General features: G+C 44.6%; 24 protein-coding genes. 8 read left to right on the top strand and 16 right to left on the bottom strand.

Annotated elements, in window-relative coordinates:
* The first annotated feature begins 12 nt into the window (after positions 1-12).
* From VRU48_RS15775 to VRU48_RS15750, 6 genes are all read left to right on the top strand, one after another.
* On the top strand, positions 13-933 hold the full coding sequence (locus VRU48_RS15775; protein WP_330108887.1) for a DUF6607 family protein: 921 nt from the start codon (positions 13-15) through the stop codon (positions 931-933).
* Between the two features lie 203 nt (positions 934-1,136).
* Positions 1,137-2,282, top strand: coding sequence for a M28 family metallopeptidase (locus VRU48_RS15770; protein WP_330108886.1), 1,146 nt, complete (start codon positions 1,137-1,139; stop codon positions 2,280-2,282).
* Positions 2,283-2,361: 79 nt separating this feature from the next.
* Positions 2,362-3,435: an NADPH dehydrogenase NamA gene (gene namA, locus VRU48_RS15765; protein ID WP_330108885.1), complete on the top strand. Its 1,074-nt coding sequence runs from the start codon at positions 2,362-2,364 to the stop codon at positions 3,433-3,435.
* 101 nt (positions 3,436-3,536) lie between these two features.
* Entirely contained in the window at positions 3,537-5,105 is a 1,569-nt protein-coding gene (locus VRU48_RS15760) for a DUF4394 domain-containing protein (protein WP_330108884.1), read from the top strand.
* Between the two features lie 52 nt (positions 5,106-5,157).
* A complete protein-coding gene (locus tag VRU48_RS15755) occupies positions 5,158-5,463 on the top strand; it encodes a YbaB/EbfC family nucleoid-associated protein (RefSeq protein WP_330108883.1) in 306 nt (101 codons plus the stop codon).
* 98 nt (positions 5,464-5,561) lie between these two features.
* A complete protein-coding gene (locus tag VRU48_RS15750; protein ID WP_330108882.1) occupies positions 5,562-6,242 on the top strand; it encodes a metal-dependent hydrolase in 681 nt (226 codons plus the stop codon).
* A 79-nt stretch (positions 6,243-6,321) separates the two neighbouring features.
* Here the strand turns inward: VRU48_RS15750 and VRU48_RS15745 are convergent, their stop codons facing one another.
* From VRU48_RS15745 to polA, 5 genes are all read right to left on the bottom strand, one after another.
* On the bottom strand, positions 6,322-6,681 hold the full coding sequence (locus tag VRU48_RS15745) for a hypothetical protein (RefSeq protein ID WP_330108881.1): 360 nt from the start codon (positions 6,679-6,681) through the stop codon (positions 6,322-6,324).
* Positions 6,682-6,795: 114 nt separating this feature from the next.
* Positions 6,796-7,671: a toxin-antitoxin system YwqK family antitoxin gene (locus VRU48_RS15740; RefSeq protein WP_330108880.1), complete on the bottom strand. Its 876-nt coding sequence runs from the start codon at positions 7,669-7,671 to the stop codon at positions 6,796-6,798.
* A 150-nt stretch (positions 7,672-7,821) separates the two neighbouring features.
* On the bottom strand, positions 7,822-8,697 hold the full coding sequence (locus VRU48_RS15735) for a TonB family protein (RefSeq protein ID WP_330108879.1): 876 nt from the start codon (positions 8,695-8,697) through the stop codon (positions 7,822-7,824).
* A complete protein-coding gene (locus tag VRU48_RS15730; RefSeq protein ID WP_330108878.1) occupies positions 8,694-9,569 on the bottom strand; it encodes a TonB family protein in 876 nt (291 codons plus the stop codon). The genes VRU48_RS15735 and VRU48_RS15730 overlap by 4 nt, the downstream gene beginning before the upstream one ends.
* A 13-nt stretch (positions 9,570-9,582) precedes the next feature.
* Positions 9,583-12,393, bottom strand: a complete 2,811-nt coding sequence (gene polA, locus VRU48_RS15725; protein ID WP_330108877.1) for a DNA polymerase I — start codon at positions 12,391-12,393, stop codon at positions 9,583-9,585.
* Between the two features lie 221 nt (positions 12,394-12,614).
* Here polA and VRU48_RS15720 point away from each other — a divergent pair, with 221 nt between their 5' ends.
* Positions 12,615-13,289, top strand: coding sequence for a hypothetical protein (locus VRU48_RS15720; RefSeq protein WP_330108876.1), 675 nt, complete (start codon positions 12,615-12,617; stop codon positions 13,287-13,289).
* Positions 13,290-13,427: 138 nt separating this feature from the next.
* On the opposite strand, the gene VRU48_RS15715 is transcribed toward VRU48_RS15720, so the two are convergent.
* From VRU48_RS15715 to VRU48_RS15690, 6 genes are read right to left on the bottom strand one after another with little or no spacing between them, the layout of a single operon-like run.
* Positions 13,428-13,781 (bottom strand): carboxymuconolactone decarboxylase family protein, encoded by a 354-nt coding sequence (locus VRU48_RS15715; RefSeq protein WP_330108875.1) that lies wholly within the window; start codon positions 13,779-13,781, stop codon positions 13,428-13,430.
* Between the two features lie 39 nt (positions 13,782-13,820).
* The gene (locus VRU48_RS15710) at positions 13,821-14,147 is read right to left on the bottom strand and encodes an MGMT family protein (RefSeq protein WP_330108874.1); all 327 of its coding nucleotides are present in this window, start codon (positions 14,145-14,147) and stop codon (positions 13,821-13,823) included.
* Positions 14,147-14,797 (bottom strand): tRNA (guanosine(46)-N7)-methyltransferase TrmB, encoded by a 651-nt coding sequence (gene trmB / locus VRU48_RS15705; protein WP_330109518.1) that lies wholly within the window; start codon positions 14,795-14,797, stop codon positions 14,147-14,149. Before trmB ends, VRU48_RS15710 begins: the two co-directional genes overlap by 1 nt.
* 38 nt (positions 14,798-14,835) lie before the next feature.
* Positions 14,836-15,690, bottom strand: coding sequence for a hypothetical protein (locus VRU48_RS15700; RefSeq protein ID WP_330108873.1), 855 nt, complete (start codon positions 15,688-15,690; stop codon positions 14,836-14,838).
* 26 nt (positions 15,691-15,716) lie between these two features.
* Positions 15,717-16,100 (bottom strand): hypothetical protein, encoded by a 384-nt coding sequence (locus VRU48_RS15695; RefSeq protein WP_330108872.1) that lies wholly within the window; start codon positions 16,098-16,100, stop codon positions 15,717-15,719.
* Positions 16,100-16,951 (bottom strand): hypothetical protein, encoded by an 852-nt coding sequence (locus tag VRU48_RS15690; protein WP_330108871.1) that lies wholly within the window; start codon positions 16,949-16,951, stop codon positions 16,100-16,102. Before VRU48_RS15690 ends, VRU48_RS15695 begins: the two co-directional genes overlap by 1 nt.
* Positions 16,952-17,482: 531 nt before the next feature.
* Between VRU48_RS15690 and VRU48_RS15685 the strand changes: the two genes are divergently transcribed.
* Positions 17,483-18,415 (top strand): hydrogen peroxide-inducible genes activator, encoded by a 933-nt coding sequence (locus VRU48_RS15685; RefSeq protein ID WP_330108870.1) that lies wholly within the window; start codon positions 17,483-17,485, stop codon positions 18,413-18,415.
* Here VRU48_RS15685 and VRU48_RS15680 read toward each other — a convergent pair.
* From VRU48_RS15680 to VRU48_RS15660, 5 genes are all read right to left on the bottom strand, one after another.
* On the bottom strand, positions 18,412-18,783 hold the full coding sequence (locus tag VRU48_RS15680; RefSeq protein WP_330108869.1) for a DUF2784 domain-containing protein: 372 nt from the start codon (positions 18,781-18,783) through the stop codon (positions 18,412-18,414). The two genes, VRU48_RS15685 and VRU48_RS15680, sit on opposite strands and share 4 nt — an antisense overlap.
* 2 nt (positions 18,784-18,785) lie before the next feature.
* On the bottom strand, positions 18,786-19,229 hold the full coding sequence (locus VRU48_RS15675; protein ID WP_330108868.1) for a hypothetical protein: 444 nt from the start codon (positions 19,227-19,229) through the stop codon (positions 18,786-18,788).
* 89 nt (positions 19,230-19,318) lie between these two features.
* A complete protein-coding gene (locus tag VRU48_RS15670) occupies positions 19,319-19,927 on the bottom strand; it encodes a superoxide dismutase (protein WP_330108867.1) in 609 nt (202 codons plus the stop codon).
* A gap of 81 nt (positions 19,928-20,008) precedes the next feature.
* Positions 20,009-20,482, bottom strand: a complete 474-nt coding sequence (locus VRU48_RS15665) for a nucleoside deaminase (RefSeq protein ID WP_330108866.1) — start codon at positions 20,480-20,482, stop codon at positions 20,009-20,011.
* Between the two features lie 50 nt (positions 20,483-20,532).
* On the bottom strand, positions 20,533-20,868 hold the full coding sequence (locus VRU48_RS15660) for a tRNA-binding protein (protein ID WP_330109517.1): 336 nt from the start codon (positions 20,866-20,868) through the stop codon (positions 20,533-20,535).
* Positions 20,869-20,880 lie beyond the last annotated feature (12 nt).

Raw genomic sequence — 20,880 nt, 5'->3', positions numbered from 1 at the left:
ACAATAATTACAATGAAAAAACTACAACTCTTATTGGCGCTAGTACTTCCTGTTTTGGGAGCATCGGCACAATCAAAAATGGACCAAGACCGCGAAGCCATCAAATCATTGGCAGGTTTTTATAAGGTGACGTTTAACTACGCGGAAACTTTTTCGCCAGACGACGATTACAAATTTCACGAAAGACACCGTTCATCGGCCAAAGAATGGGCAGTAATTTTAGAAGACTCGCCCAAAAAAATCGTTATCCAGCATCTATTGGTGATGAGAGGCGACAGCATGATCATCAAACACTGGAGAGAAGACTGGACCTATGAAGACCCGCAAATTTTGGTGTACGACAAAAACGACACATGGAAAAAAGTAACCTTATCGGCCAACGATATCAAAGGAAAATGGACTCAAAAAGTTTATCAGGTAGACGATAGTCCACGGTACCAGGCCATTGGCACCTGGGTACATGTTGACGGCAGGCACCAATGGCAAAGCAATGCTGATTCGCCCCTGCCTCGTCGCGAATATACCGAACGCAGCGACTACAATGTACTGAACCGTGGCAACATGCTTTACCTTACCCCAAAAGGCTGGATGTTTGAGCAAGACAACAAAAAAATCCTGCGCACCGAAAGCGGCGATAAATTATTGGCCATGGAAAAAGGCATGGAAGAATTCATCAAAACCGACCCTAAATCTTTCGGCTATGCCCAAACTTGGTGGAAACAGCAACAAAACTTCTGGAAAGATGCCCGCGAAACCTGGGATGCTATTTTTGCAGCAAACAACGTGATCAAATTGACTTCGAAAGTTGACAACAAATTATTGTACGAGCAGTTTTTTGCCCTCGGCGACCAATCGGTAAAAGAAAACTGGAGCTCTGCCAAAAACAAGGAAGGCATCAGAAAAATCATTTTGGCTTATTTGGCCAAAGGGTAAGCCTCCCATCATTGCACTAAAGGAGCTTCTTTGGAGCGATCTAATATCTCCTTAAAACTAAGCCACAGCCTGACAAATTATCATACAAAATGTCAAGCTGTGGCTTATTTCGTTAAAATATTCTTTTCCCAGTTGACATCTTACCCAACTGATTCTACGGCTAAGATTTTGTATATTGCAGGTACAAAAACTCTCTCGCCGACATGAAAAAAGCTTTTATCATTGCCTTCTTGTTGTTTGCCCACCACGCTTTTGCCCAAGACCTCAGCTATGCCCGCAAAACTTTAGACAAGCTTACGGCGCCGGCCTTTTGGGGACGAGGTTATACCAAAAACGGCATGGAAAAAGCGGCCGATTTTATAGTTGCCGAAATGAAATCCTTTGGTCTGCAACCTATGGATGGAAAAAGCTTTAAGCAACCCTTTCTGTTTTCGGTTAATACCTTTCCGGGCAAAATGGAACTGCAAATAAACGGGCAGAAACTCGTACCGGGCAAAGACTTTATTGTAGGCCAGGCCAGTAAAGGCGTTGTGACCAAAACAAACCTCACCCAACAAGATAGCACCCACTTTATAGCGCAAGCAGAGCGGATCGTGGTCAGCCTGCAAGATAAACTCACTTGGTCTGTAGCACAAAAGGTAAACGATTTTACCGAAATCATGGTTAAAAAATCGGCCTTAGCGCAACCGCCACAAACCATAGCCACCAACATCGAAAATGTTTTTGTCCCCGATTTTAGGGCAAGCAACATCTGCGCCATGGTAAAAGGCACCGCCAAACCCGATTCCATTTTGCTAATAACCGCTCATTACGATCATTTGGGTGGCATGGGCGCCAACACCTATTTTCCAGGCGCCAACGATAACGGCAGCGGCGTATCCTTTCTGCTCAGTTTAGCCAAATACTATGCCTCTCATCCACAGCGGTACACCATGGCTTTTATCTGTTTTGCCGGGGAAGAAGCCGGTATTTTGGGCTCCAAATATTTTACCGAAAACCCATTGGTCGATCTTAAAAAAGTTCGTTTCCTCATCAATGTGGATATGGTTGGTACGGGCGAAACGGGAGCTACCGTAGTTAATGCCACCCAATACCCCAAAGAATTTGCCCTGCTCAACCAAATCAATGATTCTGGGCATTTTTTAGTCAAGATCAATCCCAGAGGAAAAGCCGCCAACAGCGACCATTATTTCTTTACCGAAAAAGGCGTGCCTGCATTTTTTCTTTATACCCAAGGAGGCATTGCCGCCTACCACGATGTGTACGACCAGCCTAAAACCCTGCCATTTACTGTTTACGAGAAGCTTTTTAAACTGTTTGTAGGCTTTAACAGCGCTTTGATGAATTAAGTTGTCATTGGATTGTTTAAGTTCGGCCACGGTTAAACAAATGCCTTGGCTTATTGTTAATTTGGCAAAAAATTGAGCAATGGCCCTACTTTTCACTCCCCTTCGCCTAAAAAACATTACCCTTAAAAATCGCATTGTGGTATCGCCCATGTGCGAATATTCTTCAACCGATGGTTTGGCCAACAACTGGCACCTCGTACACTTGGGCAGTCGTGCCGTTGGAGGCGCCGCACTGGTACTTACCGAAGCTACGGCGGTTTCGCCCGAGGGTCGTATTTCTGTTGCCGATCTCGGAATTTGGAAAGACGAACACATCATCAAGCTTCGAGAAATTACCGATTTTATTCACCAAAACGGAGCCGTTTCGGGCATTCAATTGGCACATGCCGGACGCAAGGCCAGTTTCGATATTCCCTGGCAAAACCCCAAGCAATTAGACAACGCCCATGGAGGCTGGCCAACCGTAGCGCCAAGTGCATTGCCTTTTAATCCGACAGACAAAACGCCTTTGGCACTCGATTTTGAGGGAATAGCCAAGGTTAAGGCCGATTTTAAGGCGGCCACCAAACGAGCCCTACAAGCGGGCTTTCAAGTGGTAGAAATCCATGCCGCACATGGCTACCTGTTGCATCAGTTTTTATCGCCATTGAGCAACCACCGCAACGACGAATATGGGGGCAGCTTCAAAAACCGCATTCGTCTGCTGTTAGAAGTTGTTGAATCGGTACAGGAAACCTGGCCAGCCGAAAACCCGCTGTTTGTTCGCATTTCGGCAACAGATTGGGTAGAGGGAGGCTGGAACGAGGAAGAATCGGTACGCCTCTCGGCTTTGCTCAAAGCTAAAGGGGTCGACGTTGTCGATACTTCTTCGGGTGGTTTAGACCTGAATCAGCAAATCCCAGTACAACCTGGTTATCAAGTGCCCTTTGCCAAGGCCATTAAGCAACAGACCGGCATTACAACAGGCGCCGTTGGACTGATTACCGAAGCCCAACAAGCCGAAGCCATTTTGCAAGAGGGAGCAGCAGACCTGATTTTCTTAGCGAGGGAATTACTGAGAGATCCTTATTTTCCGCTTCACGCCGCCTTTCAGCTCGGTGTCGATGTAAAATGGCCATCGCAATATGAACGTGCCAAAACGCGTTTAATTTAAATATTAAGCTTATCTTGGCTTCAAAAAACAAGCACCGGTAAGCCGCTGTTCGACAAAGAAAACCTCATGGTTTGCCTTGCCGAATAACGAATGATAAACAGATGAAAAAAACTGCCTTCAACTTCAATCGTGCAATTGCCTTTAAACTTTGTGCATTGCTCCTTTTCTTTTCGATAACCTTATCCTGCAAAAAGGAAAGCACGTTTATCAATCTGCCACTTTCGGGCCCGGACCAAGATTTTTATGTGTTGGCCAACAACAATACCTTGCTGAAATACAATGCCAAAAGTATCAAAACATCGCTCAATAGTGTGAGCATTACAGGCATGGGGCCGACCGAAAAGATGCTGAGCATCGATTTTAGGCCTGCAACCGGCGATTTATACGGTATTAGCGATGCCAGCAAGCTTTACATCATTAACCTGAGTACCGGATTGGCACGCGCGGTAGCTGCCACCCCAATTACGCCTGCTGTTTCTGGCACGGTAATCAGCATAGATTTTAACCCCACAACCGACCGCCTCAGGCTGGTTAGCAACACCGGCCAAAACCTTCGCATCAATCCCGAAACAGCTACGGTAGAAGCCACCGACCCCAACATTAGCGGAGGCACCGTGATGGGTATTGCCCATACCAACAGCTTTGCCGGGGCAAGCACTACGACTTTATACGACATTGATCCTGTAGCCAAAACCCTAAACAAACAAGATCCGCAAAATAACGGCACCATAACCAAAGTGGCCGATTTAGACCAGGATATAAGCAACACCACGAGTTTGGATATTTCGCCAAACAGCAAAAACGTACTCCTAGTTGGTACCTTAAACAAGACCATCAGTTTGTTCAGCATCGATTTAGACAGAAATGTAACCAAACTGGTCGGTAAGTTTACATTTACTGACCAAACATCTATCCAAAGCATCGCCATTCCGACCAATCCGGTTGCCTATGCCACCACTACGGATGCCAACAATGCAAATACCTTGCTTATTTTCGACCCTACATTCAATAAAACTGTGGCGGTTGCCAAAACCATTACAGGCATGCAAAGCGGAGAAACAGTACTAGGCATAGACATGAGGCCTTCAAACGGCCAGGTTTACGCCTTGGGCAGCAGCAATAGGCTCTACACCGTTAACCTGAGTACAGGCCTGTTTACCCAGGTAGGCACGGGCGCCTTTGCCACGGCATTAGCTGGAACAAGCTTTGGTTTCGATTTTAGTCCGCAGGAAGATATCATCCGCGTGGTAAGCAATACAGGCCAAAACCTGCGTATCAACCCGATTACCGCCAGCATTTCGGTACAGCCCAACCTATCAACCAGCACAGGCTCGCCAACGGTAAGCGCAGCCGCTTATAGCAACAATATCGCGGGCAGCACCACAAGCAGGCTTTATGTGATAGACCATGTGCTGAACAAGCTTTACACGCAAGATCAAAACTCAGGGTTATTGAGCCCTGTTGGCGATTTAAAAATTGTAATCAGCGCCGTTAACGGATTTGACATTAGCTTTAGCAACATAGGCGATACCGCTTACGGCATTTTTACGGTAGATGAGAAAAACAAGCTCTATCAAGTCAATTTGTCAACCGGACAAGCTTCTGTAGCCGCTTCGGCACTTGAGTTTACACAGCCGATAACCGGGTTTACTTTGGGCAGAAGGCTGTAATTTTTTAAAACATTTTCCCTTATTTTCGACTTATAATTTAAAACCACGATCCATGTTCGATAAATTGATGGCTGCCCAACAAAAGGCAGATGAAATTAAAAAAAGATTAGATACCATTTCGGTGTTTGGAGAAGTTGAAGGCGGCGCCATCCGCGTTACCGCAACCGCAAACAAAGCAGTTACCGCCATTACCATTGAAGAAGATTTTTATAAACAAGCCGATAAAGAAGAGCTAGAAGAACTGCTGCTAACTGCCGTAAACAAAGCCCTGCAACAGGCCGACCAGGTAAGCGCCGTAGAAATGCAGGCCGCTACCAAAGACATGCTCGGCGGACTAGGCGGTATGTTCGGAGCTTAAGGTAGAAGGCTGAGGGTTAAAAGGCGGGAAGAGCATTCCATCTTAAACTAAACCCATCTCCAATCTCATATCTAGTATCTTAAATCTCAAACAAAAAAATGAAATATACCTATTATGGCCAATCATGTTTTCTGTTAGAAACAGAGGCCGGCAAAAAATTTCTTTTCGACCCGTTTATCAGTCCAAACCCCTTGGCTGCGCATATCGATACGACTAAAATCGAGGCCGACTATATTTTGGTGAGCCACGGGCATGGCGACCACGTAGCCGATCTGGTTGCTTTGGCTAAACAAACACAGGCCACGGTAATTTCCATTCCCGAAATTGCGGGCTGGTTGGGCAAGCAAGGCATCGAAAAAGTACATCCGATGAATTTCGGAAAATACACTTTCGATTTCGGAAAAATACGTATGGTTTGGGCCACGCACTCGTCGGGTTTGCCCGATGGCAGCTACGGTGGCAATCCTGCCGGCTTTGTGCTCGAACTAGATCAACATCAGATTTATTTTGCGGGCGATACCGGCCTTACCTTGGAAATGAAGCTGCTGGCCGAACTTTATAAACTGGACTATGCCATTTTGCCAATCGGCGGTAATTACACCATGGATGTAGACGATGCGGTAATCGCGGCCAACTACGTCAACTGCGACAAGATAATCGGCGTACACTACGATACCTTTCCGGTTATTGCCATCGACTCTGAAACGGCTGTAGAAAGCTTTAAACGGGCCCACAAGATCTTATTGCTGCCAGCCATAGGCGAAACCATCAGCTTGTAGCCAACTACAATAAAAAGGCTCCCGATTGGATCGGGAGCCTTTTTCAATTAAACCTTAAATTAATAAAACTAGCTATGACTTAGTTTTTCTTTGCGGCTTTGTTGGCTTTATAGCGCATATCTGGAGTGCCGTCTTTTTTGGTTGGGCCTGCAGCTGGAGCAGCTTTTGCACCTTTGTTGGCTTTAAAGCGCATGTCTGGAGTGCCGTCTTTTTTGGTTGGAGTAGCTGAAGCGGCTACTTTTTTAACTTCTTTTTTAGCAGTTGCCGGTGCAGTAGCTTTTACTGTAGCAGCTTTTTCGTCTGCTTTTTTAGCTTCGGCTTTAACAGCTGTTTTGGTTGCTGCTGCTTTTTTAGCTACCGGTGCGGTGGCTGGAGTTTGTGCGAAAGTGGTGCTTGCACCTAATACTGCAATTGCAATAAGACCTAATAATTTTTTCATGATGCTAATTTTTTAATTTTAATGAACCTCTTGTTTACAGAGGCTTCAAGTTTTCCATTTTTGTTGATGTAAAATTGTTTTATTAAAATGAAGATTGAATGAAGTTAAACATTTTTATTGTTGAAGTAAAATTTCCAAAGGTAAAATATATTGCATTTCAACGGGCTCGCCCAATTCGGTGCCTGGGATCCAATTACCTAAAGATAAAGCCAATACCCTGAGTACTTCTCGTTTCAATTTAGGGTTGGTATTTTTCGGAAAGCCGATAGCTGTTAGCCGTCCGTTGCTCAACACCTCAAAATCAACCTCCATTTTTGCCGGCACTTCTTCTTTGGGCAAATTGGCCGGGTATTTAAAGCTGCGTGCAAAAAGCTGGTAAAAGGCGGCAAGGCCTCCTTTATAGCTTGGTGGCGTTACCACTTCGGTTTTGGCTACGCTCTTGCCATCGGCATCAAAATACTCGCCCTCGGTAAGTTGCCCGTTGTCGTCGTAGTTCTCTTTAAGGGCCAGTTTACCGGTTTTATGGAACATGCGCCAGTTGCCCACTTTTTTGCCTCGGCTGTAACGCCCTTCTTTGCGTACATGCCCATTATCCCAATACAGGCGATAAGTACCGTGCAGGGTATTCCAGGCATAGTTAGCTTTTTCCTGTACTTGCTCATTGGGGAACAGGATTTTCCACTCGCCATATTTATAGCCCTTGTCAAAATCTCCTGTTTCTACCAGCTTGCCGTTTTCATAAAAGGCATAAGGACCGCTTCTTACGCTCAGCTTTTCGTCGCCATAACTGATGCGCTCGCGCAGTTCGTCCTTGCCATTGTACAGCATCACTACCCAAAGGCTGTCCTTATGTACGATTTCCTTGCGCCATTTAGAACGCAAAGGATCTTTATTGTAGCCTGGGTTCGAATAAATCAATGTGGTATCTTGTTGGGCAAACAGTGTTGCAGCGGTCAACAAGAACAGCGGCAATAAAATATACCTTTTCATATTTGTTAGTATTAAGCCCTCAAACGATGTAATTCCCTATAAATTTACCGAATTATTTTTCAGTCGGCAAAACAATAAAAACTACCGGAATTTTATTTTTGGAATGACTAAGGTACTGTTGCTAAATTTCAAATGGAAATTTCTTTTCTATTACCTTATGCTGAATTTAATCGGAATAGTATAGTTCACACGTACAATCTTGCCACCCATTTTGCCTGGAATCCATTTGGGAGAAAGCCTCACTACCCTCAAAGCTTCCTCATCAAGGCTAGGCTCTAACGACTGGCCTATCTTAATATTTTCAAGTTTGCCTGTTTCGGTAATTACAAACGACACGATAACCGTTCCAGTAATTCCCCTATAAGCCGCTACTGATGGATATCTTATTTTTTCGCCAAGAAATTGATAAAACTTATCTACTCCCCCGGGAAAAGAAGGTGGCATTTCAATCATTTCGCGAGTGGTTTTATTGCCTAACGAATCCAGGTAAAGTGCATTCACAAGCTTTGAATCATCATCATATTTTTCATTCATTGCAAGCTTGCCATCATCGTAATAAGTAAACCAATCGCCTATTTTTTTATCATTTTTGTAAATCCCTGTCTTTACAACCGTACCATTGTTGCTGTAGAGGTAATAAGGCCCATTCAATAAATCATTGACAAAACTTCTGGTTTCCGTTGCCTTGCCCAAGGTATCGTAATTGATAAAAACACCTGTACGCAAATTGTTCGCATACATGCCTTTTAACGAGGGCCTTCCATGCTTATACTCGATATAAGATCCGTTCCTTATTGTTAAGGCCACATCTGCATAAGTAGTTTTGGTAAGAATTTCATCAAATTTATTATGGGTAGAAACCACGTAGCTTGTGCTATCTTTCTGGTAAGCCTTGTAAATCAACACCGCGTCCTTTAAACGGGTAACCGTTCTATTTTTTACATCAACATAAACTACAGTCGTATCTGTTTGTGCAAACAGCCCTGTCGAATAAACCAACAAGGCTAACAAAAAAAGCTTTTTCATCTCAGGCTAAATCGTATTGGTATGCTATATATTACGCGGGCTGGCTTGCCGAATAGTTTGCCGGGTGTCCATTTGGGCGAAAGCTTCATCACCCTTAGGGCTTCTGCATCCAAACTGGGATGGTAACCCCGCTCCACCTTCACATTTTCAATTGCCCCGGTTTCGGTTACAAGAAACGACATGCGGACTTCTCCTTCAATGTGTTGCTCTGCCGCATCCCGTGGATATTTTACGTTTCGGGCAAGAAACATATAAAATTTGTCTATACCACCTGGAAATGATGGCGGGGCTTCAATCTGATCCAAGGTTGTCTCTTTCCCTGATTCATCAAAACTGGTTTTGCTGTAAGAATCCCCATAGTCGGTAAACTTTTCGATGATGGCCGGCTTGCCGTTTTCATATTGAAGAATCCATTCGCCAGCTTTTTTGCCTTTCCTATAATTGCCTGTTTCCTGTATGGTTGCATTAGGCCAATAAAAGGTATAAGGGCCATTTAAAGTATCTCTCTGGTAACTTTCCGTTCTCAACACATTGCCAAGCGTATCATAGCTTACAAAAATGCCTTCGCGCTCATTGTTGATGTAGATGCCCTTGTAGGTGGGCTTGCCGTTCTTATAAACCACCGATTGCCCGTTTTTGATAGTTAATCCGGCATCTAAATAGATTTCGCGCTTTTGCAATTGGCCGGCCCTGTTATGAACCGACAGGATATAGCTGGTACTGTCTTTTTTGTAGGCTTTGTAATAGTAGGTGGCCTCGTTCCAACCTTTAACCGCTTTATAGTTGGCATCAACGTAAGCATAGGCCGTATCTGTTTGTGCCGACATTGATTTGACATACAACAGCAACACCAATAACAAGAGCTTTTTCATCAAGATTTAACGTTTAGTGGGCCGCCAGCCAATTATCGCCTTCGCCAATTTCGATTTCGATAGGCACTTGGGTTTTGATGGCCGTTTTCATGCGGTTGGCAATAATGGCTTTCATTTGTGCTACTTCGGTTTTTACCACGTCGAACACCAACTCATCATGCACCTGCATGGTCATTTTAGACTGGAGTTGCTGCGCTTTGATATCGTGGTGGATATTGATCATGGCGATCTTGATCAGATCGGCGGCCGAACCCTGTATCGGAGCATTGATGGCATTTCGCTCGGCATAGCTCCTCACGGTGGCATTGGCCGAGTTAATGTCGCGCAGGTACCTTCTGCGACCCATAATCGTTTCTACAAATCCGTTTTCGCGGGCAAAGTTCATGGTATCGCTCATGTAGCGCTTAATGCCTGGGTATTGGATAAAATACTGTTCGATGATTTCGGCAGCTTCCTTGCGCGGAATATTGAGGTTTTGCGACAAACCAAAAGCCGACTGTCCGTAAATAATACCAAAGTTTACCGCTTTGGCGTTGCGGCGCTGCATCGAATCGACTTCTTCGATCCCAATGCCATACACCTTGGCGGCTGTTGCGGTATGGATATCGATGCCTTTGCTAAAAGCATCGAGCATGTTTTCTTCCTTGCTGATTTCGGCAATGATGCGCAACTCGATCTGCGAATAATCGGCCGAAAGCAAAATATGGTCGGCATCCCTGGCGATAAAAGCCTTGCGCACTTCGCGGCCACGCTCGGTTCTGATGGGGATATTCTGCAGGTTCGGGTTGTTGGAGCTGAGCCTACCCGTAGCGGCTACCGCCTGGTTGTAGCTGGTGTGCACGCGTCCTGTTTTGGGGTTAACCAACAAAGGCAGGGCATCCACATAGGTAGATTTAAGCTTCTGCATCTGGCGGAAGTCTAAAATATCCTGTACAATATCGCTCTTATTGGCCAACAGCGTCAATACGTCTTCGCCGGTTTGGTACTGACCCGTTTTGGTTTTCTTGGCCTTTGGATCGAGTTTAAGGTGATCGAACAACACTTCGCCCAACTGTTTGGGAGAGGCAAGGTTGAATTTCAGTCCGGCTTTGTCGTAAACGCTTTGCTCGGCTTTGATAATTTCCTGCTGCAGCTCGCTCGAATAGGCATTCAGTGTATCGATGTCAATCCGCACGCCTTCTTTTTCCATATCGGCGAGTACGTAAATCAACGGATTTTCTATTTCCGTAGCCAATTTGGTGGCATTGCGTTCTACCAGCATCGGCTTAAAAATATTGGCCAGTTGCAGGGTTACATCGGCATCTTCGGCCGCGTAATCGACCACACTTTCTACCGGCACATCGCGCATGTTGCCTTGGGCCTTGCCTTTGGCGCCAATGAGTGCCGTAATCGAAATTGGCGTGTAACCCAAATAATTCTCAGACAACACATCCATGTTGTGGCGGGTATCAGGATCGATGAGGTAATGGGCCAACATGGTATCGAACAACTCGCCCTTTATTTCTACATCATACCATTTAAGTACCAGCATATCATATTTGATGTTCTGCCCGATCTTGGCTATTTTTTCATTTTCGAGCACCGGTCTTAGTTCATCTAAAATGGCTTGTGTAGTAGCCCTGTCGGCCGGCACCGGAATGTAATAGCCTTCCCCAACATGGATGGCAAAAGACAAACCCACCAAATCGGCCAGGTTGGCATCGGTTCCGGTAGTTTCGGTATCAAATGAAATGCTCTGCTGTTGGAGTAGCGTTTTAATCAGTTCTTTTCTAGCCTCTGGCGTATCAACCAAAATATAGTTATGCGGGGTATTGCTGATGTTTTTGGCATCTATTGGCGTATCGAACAGCGAAGGCTGCGATGTTGCCTTTACTTCTGGCGTAACGGTTACATCGTTGCCAAACAGGTCTTTTTGCCCGCTTGGATTGGCTTTGGCCTCGTTTACGTTAAATTCTTCGCCAAAAACCCTACGGCCAATGGTACGGAATTCGAGTTCGGCAAAGAGGGGCTCCAATAGTTCGCGACTTGGCTCTTCCAGTTGCAAAGCGGTTTCGTTAAACTCGATGGGAACGTTAAGGATAATCGTAGCCAGTTTTTTAGAAACCAACCCCTGCTCGGCAAAGTTCTCGATATTTTCGCGCTGCTTGCCTTTCAGCTCATGTGCGTTGGCAATGATATTCTCCATGCTGCCATATTGCTTGATGAGCGCTTTGGCCGTTTTCTCGCCAATGCCCGGAATACCAGGAATATTATCTACGGCATCGCCCCATAGGCCCAAAATATCGATTACTTGGTCTACCCTTTCAATTTCCCATTTGGCCAGCACTTCTTTTACTCCTAAAATTTCCATTTCATTGCCCATTCGTGCAGGTTTGTAAATGAAAATATGGTCGGATACCAGCTGGGCAAAATCCTTATCTGGAGTCATGCAAAACACCTTAAAGTCTTGACGTTCGGCTTCTTTGGCTAACGTACCGATAATATCGTCGGCTTCGTAGCCATCAAGCGTAATAACCGGGATATTAAAGCCTTCGATCAGCCTAAACACATAAGGAAGCGCTTTAGAAAGGTCTTCGGGCATGGCTTCGCGGTGGGCCTTGTAGGCTTCGAAATCGGTATGTCTTTCGGTAGGCGCCTCGGTATCGAAAACAACGGCAATATGACTTGGTTTTTCCTTTTTGAGCACCTCGAGCAAGGTATTGGCAAAGCCCATTACTGCCGAGGTGTTGATGCCGCCCGAGGTAAAACGGGGGGTCTTGCTTAATGCGAAATGTGCGCGGTAAATCAACGCCATTCCATCTAAAAGGAAAAGTTTTTTGTCCATTGGGTTATTGTATTAGTAGCATAAAGGTACTAATAGTCTGCCTATCCTTTTAACCCATTATTATTTTTTATTTTATGGCTTAATCAACTGGGGCTTGTCGCAACCTCTATCGATAAAAACGAAGACGCACGCAACATCGGCGCAACTATTCGGAATGTAAAAATTGTTAAAAGCCGAGTTCATTCGGTAACAAGCACAAATAATTTACGTTATTTGTGCACATGAAAGCGTTTAAATTTCTTTTGTTGCTGTTACTTGCCGGCACCAAGCTTTGGGCCCAAGATGTGGTGCTGATTAGCGAGGGCAATTTTGTTCGAGGCGTAATTAAGGGCACCAATTACAGCTCGGTAGTGCTGATGCAAGACGATCAGAGTTTGGTGCAATACCAGGCCAAAGACATTAAATCCTTTGTTTGGAATGGAGAAACCTACGAAAGCAAGCCCATCATATCGAAGAAAAAAGCTGACTTCCGTTTTTTTAAACTGGTAGAAATCGGTACGGTTAACCTCTATTCGTATGGCGACAAAGCCGTAACAGCGCAAGCACCTGCCCCATCAAGGCCCAAAATAAGGCCATCATTTGGCGTAGGCTTGGGCTCTGGCGGACTTGGAGGCGGCTTAGGCGGCGGTATTACTTTTGGTGGCGGTGGCCGAAGAAACGATGCAGAAATAAACGACGGCCCTAAAGGCAAAGTGAGTTACTTCATCGAAAGACCAGGCACAGGACCAATGCAGGAAATTTCTTTAGATGCCGGAAAAATTACCACAACCAAAGCTATTCTGCTCCAAAAATTGACCAACGACGAAGATTTGGCCCAACGCATCAAAGACACCGAAAGCTTTGACGATAAAAACCTGGTAGCGTTTATCAAAGCTTACAATGAGATGCACAAGTAATTTAGTCTTGAGTCTGAAGTCGGCAGTTTGAAATCCGAATCCATGAAACTAGATTGCTTCGTTGATTTCTTCCTCGCGAAGACAAATAGAAGATCGTCATTGATGAACGCAACTTCAAAGCCATTAATCTGTTGCTAACTATTTTTCAGAAACCCCCGAAAGATCATCCCAATACTCCACGGCACGACGGTAATGTGGAATGACGATAGAACCGCCCACCAAATTGGCAATCATAAAAATTTCGTTCATTTCGTCGTTGCTTACGCCTTCGTTATGGCATTTCTCTAAATGATATTTGATGCAATCGTCGCAACGCAAAACCATAGAAGCTACCAGGCCCAGCATTTCCTTGGTTTTTACATCTAAGGCACCGGCGGCATAACTGGTGGTATCGAGGGCAAAAAAACGCTTGATATTGGTATTGGCCGTTTCCATGATCCTATCGTTCATTTTGCTGCGATAGGCATTAAATTCTTCTACTAATTTTCCCATGAATGTTGTATGTTGATTGTTGAATAGGGATGCGGATTGCTAAATCTCAATCAAGGGATCCCAAAACACCTTTTTAAAATCTTTTACTTTATCTTTTTCTACCCTCACGCCCTCTTTTTCCAGCAATTCCTGCATGAGCGACGGCGGCGAAAAGTGAAATTTGCCCGTCAGCAAGCCGCTGCTGTTCACCACACGGTGCGCAGGCACTTTGGTTTTTGACGTACCGGCAAACGCCATGGCATGGCCTACCATACGCGACGATTTGGCCGCACCCAAAGCCTTGGCAATGGCGCCATACGAAGTTACCCTGCCCTTCGGGATGAGCCGCACCACTTCGTAAACCTGGTCGTAAAAAGAATCGTCCATTAGCTGAATGAAAATTGAATATAGTTGATGTTCTTATCGTGCTTTAAATATATTCTTTCGTAATGCGTTTTGATAGACAAGACCTCATCGGCAAATTCAGATTGGTAGAGGTGGTCGGTGTTTTTGTGTGTTACCAAGCCTAGTTCTTCTACCTTTTCGCAGGTATAGCCATAAAGACCGTCGTTATCGGTTTTTAAGTTTACCTTGCCACCGGGCCTTAACAGGATTTTATATTTTTCTAAAAAGCCCGGAAAGGTAAGGCGCTTTTTCTCTCGGCTGATTTGTGGCTGCGGATCGGCAAAAGTGATCCAGATTTCGTCAATTTCTCCGGGTGCAAAAAACTCGAGGATATCTTCAATCTGGATCCTTAAAAAGGCCAGGTTCTGAATACCTTCTTCTACACCGGTTTTGGCCCCGCGCCAAATGCGGTTGCCCTTAAGGTCGACGCCTATAAAATTCTTTTCTGGAAAAAGCTTGGCCAGGTTTACGGCATATTCGCCTTTGCCACAAGCCAGCTCCACCACAATCGGATGACCGTTTTTAAAATGGTCAGTCGCCCATTTCCCTTTCATTACTTTGCCCAAATGCAATTGGTATACATTTGGAAAAGTATCTATTTCTGCAAATTTTCTTAATTTATCCTTGCCCACTTCGGTGTATTTGAAGTGCAAAAATAAACAAATTATAGCTAAGGTATGGCTTTTGTCTTTTCAATGATAGAACTTGACCTAGCCACCTCATACATGACTTTGCCAGCCGATATTTCATAACCCCTAGAGAGAACATAAGCCAGTTTTTCGACAATAATGCCCGAGGCATTGTCTAAAACATAAGTGCCGTTGGTATTGCTGTTGATCAATTTGCCCCTGATTTCGGTATTAAATTTAATCACGGTGTTTTTTTCGGTGATATCGGCAATGATAAATTCGGTATGCAGTTTTTGCTGGTCAATTTCCACATCGTCAGTCCACGAATAGCCTTTTCTGAGGTTTTTGCTATAGGTGAAATCGGCCAAAAAGTTCAACAATATTCCTTTTTCAAAAACGAGGGGCTGTATACCGGCAAAATCGACCAAGGTATCCGTGGCCTTTTCTGCTTTGTAGGAAGAATGTCTTTCTACGAGCCCGAATTTATTGATGTGCACTTCAACCGGCTTATTCACCATATAATCTAATGCCCTATTGATGTTGGAAGCACTGTCAATTCCTTTACCCGAAACATACTTAAATTTTTTGCCCATGGCCCCAATCTGACCGTCGAGTTTGGTGATGGACACATTAAGCTGATAGCCATCGGCATCTTTCGAAACCACTTTATATAGCTTGGTTACTTCCGATTGCGAATTCACTTCGATGCGCTGCTTGCCTCGTACCGCTACGGCATTTGAAGTCACACTGGTTTCTACTTGAAACGCTTGCCCGTTCAACAGGTTAAATTCGCGGTGTTGCGCTTGTGCATGCGCATAAAAACCCAAGCACAGCAACAGGGTTACTGCTATAGCCTTTAAGCCATTTTTTCTATTAAACCTCTTATTTTCAGTCATGTTTTTCCGAATCAATACGTGCATTTTTACTTAACACCTCTTACAACAGCCAGCGGCGCAATAGGAGGCAATGGAGGCAAAAGCTGAACATAGGGACGATAAGGCTCTGGACTGGCTGCCTCGGGCGTATAGCCAGCTAAATTTGGCAACTTGGGCGCCGGAGGCATCAACGGTACCGAAGGCAAAAGATTCGACGCCATCAAAGAAGAAAACGACGAAATGGACGACAGCGAAATAGAAGGCACATTTGGCATGATAAACTGCAGGTTTGTTCCATATATCGGATCAAGCTGCGGCGTAAACAAAGGCACGGGCACTTTCCAATCGGAGTTGCCGTGAAGCCCAATCTGTGCGTTGGCCTTGTAAGCGGCAAAGGCCAATAAAACGAATAGCAACAGTTTCTTTTTCATTATAATTGAATGTTTTTTCTATCCAGGAATATAGGAATACCAATGGTAGACATGTAAGTAACCCGATCGCCCGAATAATTGGTTAAATTAAATACGCCGAAACCCATGGTTATAGCCGAATTCTTGAGCGGCCTTACCCCCAGAGAAAAGCCAAGGTTAAGGCCAGACCACTCGGCATTGAGGTTAAGCCTCTTTACTAATTCGTAAGATACGTTGGCAAACACACCCGTACCATATTTTCCTTTGCCGGCGGCCACATCGCCAGGACTTTTCCTCAAAAAACGCCCTGTACCAAAGCCTATGGTATAAGACAGTGCCGCATTGCCTGTTTCTTGCGAGCGGTTGCCCCTGATGGCATGGCTAAAGGCAATATAATAGGTGTTTTCTGGCGCATCAGATACTTTCGGATCGGCAAACAGCTGCAAGCCGCCAACGGCAATGCTGCAGCTCTTGAAAATCTGTCTGCTCAGCACAATATTGGCCGACAAATCCCTCAGCTCACTCACTCGGGTTACGTTTACGCTGGCCGAAACATTGACAAACCTGCTCGAGTTTCCAAAACTGATGCCTGCAGCCCCAATCATATCGGGCTTTTTCTCCGTGGTATAAAAAGACGGATAAATTGCGCCTAAAATCGCAAAAAAGTAAGTGGCATTGCCTCCGCCCCAACCCGATGGAGTGGTAATACTTTGCAAGTTGTTACTGGGCAGTACAAAAGAGCTTCTCGACCGGAATTTGGCTTTCTCTTCAATAAGCGAATCCATTTTGAGCGACAAGGCTTTCTCAAAGACCGTTTGGCCAAAAGCTTGGCTGGTACACCAAACGAACATCAAGGTTAGCATCCCCTTCATGCCCATGAGTAAGCAAGATTTATATCGGTAATTCATAGTTGGTTAAATTTTGATTCTCTAAATAGCCCATCAATGCACGGTGCCTATTTAAAAAGAATGCTAAATCCGTATATAGCCAAAACAGCCATATAGCTTAATTTAATTTCTATTTTTCACTAATTATGGGGATGATGAGCGTTAATAAATAAATACCGACCGAGTCGGTGTGGTTTGCGTCTAATTCTAACTCAACGGCTTATATAATTATGTTATACCAAGTTATTAATTTTATACACAATAGAGGCAACACAAACATAACAAGTTTTTTACAAAAAAGTAATAAATTCGATATTTTTTAACGAAGCCAAGAACATGAGGTCTTTTAGGGCAACCAACTTGTCGTTTAGCTGCGATTGTTTTATTGTTAAATTATCATTGCGTATTTGTCCCTCCCGCCTGGCGAAATAGAAAGCCAAAAAACATAACGGCAAATCGATATCGATGTTATCATCAAAATTTATATCTTTACAAGATAACATCAATTTTAACTATATGACTTTAGTTCAGCTTGAATATATCGTTGCCGTTGACACTTACAGAAGCTTTGTGAGTGCCGCCGATAAGTGTTTTGTAACGCAGCCAACCTTGAGCATGCAGGTACAGAAACTGGAAGAATTCCTGAATGTCAAAATATTCGACCGTAGCAAACAGCCTGTGGTGCCTACAGAAATCGGTGCGCAAATCATCGCACAGGCGCGCATCGTATTGCAGGAAAATCAAAAAATAAAGGAAATCATCAGCAGTCAGCAGCAAGACATTACAGGCGAGCTTAAAATAGGTATCATCCCTACCATTGCGCCTTATTTATTGCCCGAAGTTATTTCGTCGATGCTCGAAAAATATCCGGACCTCAAGTTGTTGATTTGGGAATACACCACCGAAGACATCATCCACCACCTCAAAACCGGGGTTATCGACTGTGGCATTTTGGCTACGCCTTTGGTGGATCCCAACCTGAACGAAACCCCGCTATTTTACGAAAACTTTGTAAGCTACATCAGCAAAAACAGCAAGCTCTTTAAGAAAAAGGCCATCGAAGCCGAGGATTTGGAAGAAGAAAACATTTGGCTACTGAATGAGGGGCACTGCATGCGCACGCAGGTACTGAACATCTGCCGGTCAACCAAAAACAACCGCCTGCAATCGCTGGCCTATAATACAGGCAGCATAGAAACCCTGATTAGGATGGTTGATGTTAACGATGGGGCCACTTTATTGCCCGAACTGGCCTTGGCCGACCTGAGCGTAAAGCAGCTCAACAAGGTCCGTTATTTTAAATCGCCAGAACCTGTACGTGAAATCAGTCTGGTAACGCACAAAAACTACATCAAAAAACGGATGCTCAATGCCCTGCGCGAAGAAATCCTGGCCATTATTCCGAAAACAATGAAACAGCGCAAGAAAAAGGATGTAATTGGGATTTAACCCTTTTGTTTTTTGCGAAAGAAATTCAGCTTTACCGAAATGGCTATCGCGAGGAGAAAAAGCCCTAAGGTCAGCACATCAATCAATGTAGGATTGATATCGGCACCCGTAACTTGATCGGCAAGATATTTAATGAATGAAGTAGGCAGGTTTTGCTCGCCCAGCTGGGCTTTTACGCCCCACTGCCAATCGGTAACCGGACAATAGCCTAAGCCAAACCAGATGCCCAAAATCGTCCAACAGCCCAAAGTGAGCATGGCAAACCAAAAGTGCAACCTACGTGTTTTTGGCCAGATCCAGCCAAACAGGTTAAAGCCAACAATAAAGAGGTGGACAAAAGTTAGAAAAGCATCTAAGGCTTTAAGCATGCTTACGGGTTGTTGCTGCCGCTTTTCAAGCCCTCTATGCCTACCACTTTATCTTCTTCTTCGCCTTTTTTCTTTTTCTTTTTCTTGGCATTTGGATCGATGCCACTCAGGCGCTCCTCCACAATCAGGTTGTATTCGGTTAACTGCTCAGGCTTCAATACGGCTTTGATATTTTTGTTGAGTTCGTTCTGAACTTTATAGAATTTAGTTTCGTCTTCGTCTTTATAAGTGCCCGCCTGCTGCTTTTTGTACAAAGCCAGCTGTTCTTTGGCCAATTCGTAGGCATAATTATACACCACGCTTCTTTGCGTTGGACTCAGCTTTAGGCGCTTATCCAATTCTTCGATGTTTTTTTTCGCCAATTCTTCTGCTGTTGGAACCTTTTGTGCCTTGCCTGCAAACGCCACGCCTAGCACTAAAACAAGCATTACCATCAATTTCTTCATAGCCGCAATTTATAAAATAATCCGCAAAATTTAAAAGCAACAAAAAAGCCAGGCTAACCTGGCTTTCTAAATTATAAGCGATTTTGCTATTAAAGTGCTTTTTTGTAACGCTCGGCAACTGCATCCCAGTTTACCACATTCCAGATAGCCGCTAAGTAATCCGGGCGTTTGTTTTGGTATTTCAAGTAGTAGGCGTGCTCCCAAACATCGATACCGAAAATTGGCGTGCCTTTTACTTCGGCAATATCCATTAATGGGTTGTCTTGGTTAGGGGTTGAAGAAATCACCAATTTTTTGTCGGCACCTACCGATAACCAAGCCCAGCCTGAACCGAAACGGGTAGCACCGGCATCTTGGATTTTGGTTTTGAAATCGGCAAAAGAACCGAAAGCTTCGTTAATGGCTTTCGCCAAATCGCCAGTTGGCTCGCCACCTTTGTTCGGACCTAAAACCGTCCAGAACAACGAGTGGTTAAAATGGCCGCCTCCGTTGTTGCGAACCGCCATTGGGAATTTTGAAATATTTTTGATGATATCTTCGATGTTCGAATTTGCCTCAGGCTTACCTTCCAAAGCTTTGTTCAGGTTGGTAACATAAGCTTGGTGATGCTTGCCATGGTGGATTTCCATGGTCAATTTATCAATATGTGGTTCTAATGCGTCGGTTGCGTATGCTAACGCAGGTAATTCAAAAGCCATAATGTATATATTTAAGTTTAAAAATTGTTATGTACAAATATAACAGAGAAAGGTTAAGTTTTATTCAATTGTTTGTCAACTTTATTTGCGTTTGTTTTTGAAGAAATCCGTCATCAGCTGACCGCATTCTTCGGCCAAAACACCGCCTTTCAATAACGTTTTAGGATGCAAAAGGTTTTGTCCGATACGCGTAAAGCCTCGTTTTTCTTCGTGTGCGCCAAATACGATGCGGCTAATCTGCGTCCAATAGCTGGCACCGGCGCACATTACGCAGGGCTCGATGGTTACATACAGCGTGCAGTCTTTCAAATATTTGCCCCCAAGGGTTTGGGCGGCGGCTGTAAAAGCCTGCATTTCGGCGTGTGCCGTCACATCGTTCAGTTGTTCGGTAAGGTTATGGCCCCGGCCAATGATCTTGCCATGGCTCACTACAAGGGCGCCAATCGGGATTTCTTCGGCTTCGTAGGCTTTTTTGGCCTCGTTCAGGGCCAGGCGCATAAAATGTTCATCAGCCTGTTCGGGGTTTTGGCCTTCTTCGAAATTGTAATAGCTCATTTGATTGTAGATTTTAGATTGGCGAATTACGATTGCTTAACTTAACATCGTCAGATCAGTTTGCTTCCATTGGGCACTGGGCTGGCTACGCTGGCCAACACAATATCTCCGTTTTCATCGGCAAAACCGGTTACCAAAAACTCGCTCATGAACTTGCCGATCTGCTTTTTGGGAAAATTGATGACGCCAACAATCTGTCGGCCCACCAGTTCTTCCTTGGTGTAATGCTTGGTAATTTGGGCGCTGCTCATTTTGACGCCGAATTCGCCAAAATCAACCTTTACCTTAAATGCCGGTCTGCGGGCTTCCGGAAAATCGAATGCCTCCAAAATGGTGCCTACGCGTAATTCTACTTTTTCAAAATCGTTCCAGGTTATTTCTTCCATGCAGTAAAAGTA

Origin of the sequence: Pedobacter albus (assembly GCF_036324255.1) — a bacterium.
Classification (GTDB): domain Bacteria; phylum Bacteroidota; class Bacteroidia; order Sphingobacteriales; family Sphingobacteriaceae; genus Pedobacter; species Pedobacter albus.
The sequence above is the reverse complement of the archived record's forward strand: the minus strand, read 5'-3'. Positions and strand labels throughout refer to the sequence as shown.

Bases quoted from the DNA above. Each gene is read 5' to 3' on its own strand.
- VRU48_RS15755 (WP_330108883.1), top strand. From the start codon at position 5,158: ATGTTCGATAAATTGATGGCTGCCCAACAAAAGGCAGATGAAATTAAA.
- VRU48_RS15740 (WP_330108880.1), bottom strand. From the start codon at position 7,671: ATGAAAAGGTATATTTTATTGCCGCTGTTCTTGTTGACCGCTGCAACA.
- VRU48_RS15760 (WP_330108884.1), top strand. From the start codon at position 3,537: ATGAAAAAAACTGCCTTCAACTTCAATCGTGCAATTGCCTTTAAACTT.
- VRU48_RS15720 (WP_330108876.1), top strand. From the start codon at position 12,615: ATGAAAGCGTTTAAATTTCTTTTGTTGCTGTTACTTGCCGGCACCAAG.
- VRU48_RS15715 (WP_330108875.1), bottom strand. From the start codon at position 13,781: ATGGGAAAATTAGTAGAAGAATTTAATGCCTATCGCAGCAAAATGAAC.
- VRU48_RS15695 (WP_330108872.1), bottom strand. From the start codon at position 16,100: ATGAAAAAGAAACTGTTGCTATTCGTTTTATTGGCCTTTGCCGCTTAC.
- VRU48_RS15680 (WP_330108869.1), bottom strand. From the start codon at position 18,783: ATGCTTAAAGCCTTAGATGCTTTTCTAACTTTTGTCCACCTCTTTATT.
- VRU48_RS15775 (WP_330108887.1), top strand. From the start codon at position 13: ATGAAAAAACTACAACTCTTATTGGCGCTAGTACTTCCTGTTTTGGGA.
- VRU48_RS15670 (WP_330108867.1), bottom strand. From the start codon at position 19,927: ATGGCTTTTGAATTACCTGCGTTAGCATACGCAACCGACGCATTAGAA.
- VRU48_RS15710 (WP_330108874.1), bottom strand. From the start codon at position 14,147: ATGGACGATTCTTTTTACGACCAGGTTTACGAAGTGGTGCGGCTCATC.
- VRU48_RS15675 (WP_330108868.1), bottom strand. From the start codon at position 19,229: ATGAAGAAATTGATGGTAATGCTTGTTTTAGTGCTAGGCGTGGCGTTT.
- VRU48_RS15735 (WP_330108879.1), bottom strand. From the start codon at position 8,697: ATGAAAAAGCTTTTTTTGTTAGCCTTGTTGGTTTATTCGACAGGGCTG.
- VRU48_RS15770 (WP_330108886.1), top strand. From the start codon at position 1,137: ATGAAAAAAGCTTTTATCATTGCCTTCTTGTTGTTTGCCCACCACGCT.
- VRU48_RS15730 (WP_330108878.1), bottom strand. From the start codon at position 9,569: ATGAAAAAGCTCTTGTTATTGGTGTTGCTGTTGTATGTCAAATCAATG.
- VRU48_RS15745 (WP_330108881.1), bottom strand. From the start codon at position 6,681: ATGAAAAAATTATTAGGTCTTATTGCAATTGCAGTATTAGGTGCAAGC.
- VRU48_RS15700 (WP_330108873.1), bottom strand. From the start codon at position 15,690: ATGACTGAAAATAAGAGGTTTAATAGAAAAAATGGCTTAAAGGCTATA.
- VRU48_RS15750 (WP_330108882.1), top strand. From the start codon at position 5,562: ATGAAATATACCTATTATGGCCAATCATGTTTTCTGTTAGAAACAGAG.
- VRU48_RS15685 (WP_330108870.1), top strand. From the start codon at position 17,483: ATGACTTTAGTTCAGCTTGAATATATCGTTGCCGTTGACACTTACAGA.
- VRU48_RS15690 (WP_330108871.1), bottom strand. From the start codon at position 16,951: ATGAAGGGGATGCTAACCTTGATGTTCGTTTGGTGTACCAGCCAAGCT.
- namA (WP_330108885.1), top strand. From the start codon at position 2,362: ATGGCCCTACTTTTCACTCCCCTTCGCCTAAAAAACATTACCCTTAAA.
- VRU48_RS15665 (WP_330108866.1), bottom strand. From the start codon at position 20,482: ATGAGCTATTACAATTTCGAAGAAGGCCAAAACCCCGAACAGGCTGAT.
- VRU48_RS15660 (WP_330109517.1), bottom strand. From the start codon at position 20,868: ATGGAAGAAATAACCTGGAACGATTTTGAAAAAGTAGAATTACGCGTA.
- polA (WP_330108877.1), bottom strand. From the start codon at position 12,393: ATGGACAAAAAACTTTTCCTTTTAGATGGAATGGCGTTGATTTACCGC.